We start from the raw sequence: 5,044 nt of genomic DNA, 5'->3' as shown, positions 1-5,044 counted from the left end.
TACAACGTTGCTTTGCTGATTTTGAATCCTTCTGCGTTCATAGAAGTCAATAATTCATCAATATCAAAATGATTATTTTTCTTGTAAATTTCTTCTAGGATAGCAAATCTTTCGGGTGTTTTTCTATGGCCATTTCCCTCTAAATAAAGAGTAAAAATTTCCTTAACTATGTCCTCAGATGTAGACTTCTCGACCATCGGTTGATTAAAGGTTAAAGGTAATAAAATTGATCTTATTCAGTTTAAAATAAAGCAGAAAGATCTACTTGGCATCTAAACGGGAAACGATGTTCATTCCCTTAATTTTTTTCAATTTACCGATCATGCTTTCTAAGTGTTTCGTGTTGTCGACATACACCATGATTGATCCTTCAAATATTCCATCATGACTATCAAAATGCATTGATCGTATGTTTACGTTTAGTTCAGATGAGATAACTTGTGTTATACTGTTAACCATTCCGATTTCATCGATTCCTGTTAATTGAAGCCCTACCAGAAAAGCAATTAGCTCTTGATCGGTCCATTTTGCTCTAACTACTTGGTATGAATAGTTAGACATTAATTGGGTTGCATTTGGGCAATTAATTCGATGTATTTTGATTTCATCTTCTGTGATAAAGCCAAATACTTTATCTCCAGGAATTGGATTACAACAGGAAGATAGATTGTATTCGAATGTGTCAATACCATCACCTACAATGAGTTGACCTGATTTTCCCCTAGCTGTTTTTACGATTTCCTCAAGAGATTCCATTTTCTTAATGGATTCAGTAGTTAATTCAATCATTCCCTTATTAATATTAAAGGCATTAAAGTTCTCTAGATTGATTTTTCCCATTGAAATATTATAATAAAACTCAACATTTGAATTTGTCTTGTAGTAGTCCATTAACACATTGATGTTTTGATTATTAAGAGATATTTTATGCGTCCGGAAAAGTTTTTCAAGTTTCTTTTGTCCGGCTTTAACGAATCTTGTTTCCTTCTTTTTTAGAACACTTTTTATTTTTGATTTTGCTTTAGTAGTTACAACGTAATCAAGCCATTCGTTTTTCGGCGTTTGCTTAGTGGAGGTAACAATCTCTATTTGATCACCACTCCTTAATTTATGACTTAGGGGAACAAGCTGATGATTAATTTTAGCACCAAGGCAGTTAATTCCTAGTTGACTGTGAATCTCAAAGGCGAAGTCTAATGCTGTAGCTCCTTTTGGGAGCTTAAGTAGATGACCGGCAGGGGTGAAGACGAAGATTTCATCTGTCAATAGGTTCATCTTGAAATTATCTACAAAATCAACGGCATTTGTATCTGGACTTTCAAAAGCTTCCCTTATTCGAGCCATCCAGTCATCAAATTTAGATTTTCCTTCAGATTGTTTGTATTGCCAATGTGAAGCATATCCTTTTTCAGCAATGTGATCCATTCTTTCGGATCGAATCTGGACTTCTACCCATTTTCCTGTTGGACTCATTACTGTTGTATGCAACGACTCATAACCATTTGCTTTAGGCGTTGTAATCCAATCACGGAGCCGATCTGGATTAGGGTAGTAATGGTCAGTTACAATTGAATATATTTTCCAACAGTCGGCTTTTTCATTATTTTCTCTTGACTGAATGATAATTCGAATTGCGAAGATGTCATATACTTCATCAAAATTGATGTTCTTTTTTTTCATCTTATTCCAAATGGAATAGATTGATTTAAGTCTGATTTTAACTTGAAAGTCTAGGTGCTCATTTTTAATTGCCTTTTTTATTGGCAATGAAAATCGATTAATAAACCTAGTTCTAACGGTTTTTGTTTTTTCTAATTTGGATGAGATATCGTTATAAACATCCGGTTCGGTGTATTTAAGTCCAAGATCTTCTAGCTCTGTTTTAATAGCGTACATGCCAAACCTATGGGCTAAGGGAGAATATAGGAATAGAGTTTCTGACGCAATTTTTAGCTGCTTATCCTTTCTCATTGAATCGAGAGTTCTCATGTTGTGAAGGCGATCTGCAAGCTTTATTAAGATCACTCGTACATCATCAGATATTGTAAGTAGCATTCTTCTGAAATTCTCAGCTTGAAGAGAATCTGATTTGTCGAAGACGCTAGAGACTTTTGTTAATCCATCTATGATTTTTGCAACTTTAGGTCCGAACATGGCGTCGATATCTCCTAGAGTAACTTCAGTATCTTCGACTGTATCATGAAGTAAAGACGCTACAATTGAAATAGTTCCAAGTCCTATTTCGCTTGAGCAAATTTGAGCTACAGCAATGGGGTGATAGATATAAGGTTCGCCAGATTTTCTACGCATTCCGTTATGCGCATCTAAGGCAAGGTCGAAAGCCTTACGAATCATTACTTTGTCGCTTTTTTCAAGCTTGCCTTTGTAAGATTTTAAAAGCGTCCTATAGCTTTTTAGGATTTCTTTTTTCTCTTGTGCTAAATCAATCTTCAAATTGGTAAAATCTTTAATGCAGAATACTACTTTTAATTCTCCTTCGGTTTAAATACTATGTAGTAATAATAAAATTAGTTTATTTATTCTTAGACCCATTAATTAGTAACGAGTAAACAAGTGTCATGTTCAGGTTAGGTTCATTTATTTTAATCAGTATTGCCTTTATTGAGGGCTTTACAGTGATGGCTGTAGAGTTGGTAGCAGGAAAGATGATGACCTCTTTATTTGGCTCCAGTACAATTGTTTGGGTAATTGTTTTATCTGTAATATTGATGTGTTTGTCTATTGGTTACTTCGCAGGAGCCAGGTTATCTGAAAAGTTATTCGTGAAAAATTTGGCGTTAATACTGTTAATGTTGGGTGCCATATCTGTATTATGGATTTCTTATTATAAAATTGATCAGTTTTATTATGCTTCGTCTACTGCATTATTGTTTTCATGTTTGGTGGAAGTTCTGAAGATAGTATTGCCCTCTATGATTTTGTTAGGTGCAATATCTCCGTTGATTATTAAAGAGTTGCATAAAGAAGATATGAAGGCGGGTAAAGTTGCTGGAAGCATATATCTTGTATCTACTCTGGGTGGGGTAGTATCTACTTTTCTTTTTGGATTCTATTTTATACCAGAATTCGGTTTATTAACTCCAATGATATGGTTATCAGTGGGATTAATTGCTTTTTCATTTACTCTTTTGTTGATGCAGAAAAGTGCATTTACTGCTTTGGCTATTGTGCCCATTGTAATTTATTTCGATAGAAATGAGAACATTGACACCATTAATAATTCAATAGTAAAAGAACGCTTAAGTGGTGTCTTGGGTGAGATTATTGTGATTGAAGAAAATATTGATTCAACGAAGGTGTTAAAGGTGTACACAAATAAAACCAATCAAACGCAGATAAGCACAGTTGAGGGGAAGGAGCCACAATATGATCAATATGTAAATAAGATAGGGCAGGTAATTGCGTCTAAGGAAAAAGCAAAGGATATATTGTTGTTAGGACTTGGGGGAGGAGCCATTGTAAAAGTAATAGAAAATGATCTTAGAAGCATTACGGCAATAGAATTTGATCAGCGAATGATAAATATCTCACAAAGGTACTTTGGAGTGAGTGAGCATGTAAAGTTAATTAACGATGACGCCCGTCATCATTTGAATATTTTAGATGAAACATTCGATGTGATTGTTTTTGATGTGTTTAAAGGTGAAGTAAACCCATCTCACATTATAACGATAGAGAGCATGATGAAAATTCGAAATAATTTAAATGCAGATGGAATACTAATAGTAAATGGAAATGGATTTATTGAAGGTGAATTTGGAAGTGCTAATCGATCCATTATTGAAACGCTTAGAGGATCTGGATTTAGGGTGACATTTGCATCAAATGGGATAAAGGAGAATGGTGGGAACCTTATTATTGTTGCCCAGAGTACGTATGATTCTCCTGAGGACTATTTGGGTGTATTGAATTCACATGGATTTCAAGAATGTAATGTTCTGACAAGTCAGGATGCGATTATTACTGATGATAATCTACTGATGGAATATCTAAATCAAGAAGCTAATCTTACTTGGAGAAGAGGCTACCTTAATACCACAATAGAATATTTTGAAGATAATAGAATCCCCTTATTGAAATAATCAGGGCAAAAAAAAAGGAGCACAAGGCTCCTTTTTTAAATATTTACAGGTGATTAATAAGCGAACAAAGGTCTGATGCTCATTAACTCATTTACTTCACCTCTTACAGTAGCAATTACTGATTCATCATCCGGGTTCATAAGAACTCTATCCATGAAGTCAACAATTGCTGGGATATCACCTTCTTTTACTCCTCTTGAAGTAAGTGCTGGTGTACCAACTCTAATTCCTGAAGTTACAAAAGGAGATGCTGTATCGAAAGGCACCATGTTTTTGTTTACAGTAATATCAGCTTTTACTAATGTATTTTCAGCGATTTTACCATTCAGTCCTTTAGATCTTAAATCAATAAGTAAACAGTGGTTATCCGTTCCGCCAGATATAATTTTATATCCTTTCTCAACGAATTGCTCTCCCATGATTTTAGCATTAAGCATAGCTTGTTTGCTATAATCTCTAAACTCTGGCGTCAATGCCTCGCCAAATGCAACCGCTTTAGCAGCAATTACGTGCTCTAAAGGTCCACCTTGTGTTCCAGGGAATACAGCGCCATCTAAAATAGAAGACATCATTCTCAACTCACCTTTTTTGTTTTTCAATCCGAATGGATTTTCAAAATCTTTTGGCAACATAATAGCACCGCCTCTTGGCCCTCTTAATGTTTTGTGAGTTGTAGTAGTTAAGATGTGTACATATGGAGTAGGATCGTTTAAGTGACCAGAAGCAATTAAACCGGCTGGGTGAGCGATATCTGCCATTAAAACAGCACCAACTTTATCAGCGATTTCTCTAAATCTTGCATAATCCCAGTCTCTACAGTAAGCAGACGCACCACAGATAATTAATTTAGGCTGCTCTCTAATAGCAGTCTCTTCCATTTTATCGTAGTTAACAGTTCCTGTTTCTTCGTCTACACCATAAAATGTAGTGTTGTAGTGTTT

General features: G+C 35.0%; 4 protein-coding genes. 1 reads left to right on the top strand and 3 read right to left on the bottom strand.

Features of this window, described 5'->3' with window-relative positions:
• Positions 1–197: transcriptional repressor (locus tag HRT72_12215; GenBank protein ID NQY68468.1), on the bottom strand; the 197-nt coding region annotated here is incomplete at its 3' end.
• A 64-nt stretch (positions 198–261) separates the two neighbouring features.
• A complete protein-coding gene (locus HRT72_12210; protein NQY68467.1) occupies positions 262–2,472 on the bottom strand; it encodes a bifunctional (p)ppGpp synthetase/guanosine-3',5'-bis(diphosphate) 3'-pyrophosphohydrolase in 2,211 nt (736 codons plus the stop codon).
• 107 nt (positions 2,473–2,579) lie between these two features.
• On the opposite strand from HRT72_12210, the gene HRT72_12205 reads away from it, so the two are divergent.
• Positions 2,580–4,103 carry a fused MFS/spermidine synthase gene (locus tag HRT72_12205; GenBank protein NQY68466.1) on the top strand — a complete coding sequence of 508 codons (1,524 nt, stop codon included), beginning with the start codon at positions 2,580–2,582 and terminating at the stop codon, positions 4,101–4,103.
• A gap of 53 nt (positions 4,104–4,156) precedes the next feature.
• On the opposite strand, the gene HRT72_12200 is transcribed toward HRT72_12205, so the two are convergent.
• Positions 4,157–5,044 (bottom strand): serine hydroxymethyltransferase (locus tag HRT72_12200; protein NQY68465.1); only part of this gene is annotated, 888 nt, incomplete at its 5' end.

Source organism: Flavobacteriales bacterium (assembly GCA_013214975.1).
Lineage (GTDB): Bacteria > Bacteroidota > Bacteroidia > DT-38 > DT-38 > DT-38.
This window is presented reverse-complemented; position numbering and strand designations above follow the sequence as displayed.

What these genes read in the sequence shown, in the direction of transcription:
- HRT72_12205 (NQY68466.1), top strand. Translation starts at nt 2,580, where the DNA reads ATGTTCAGGTTAGGTTCATTTATTTTAATCAGTATTGCCTTTATTGAG.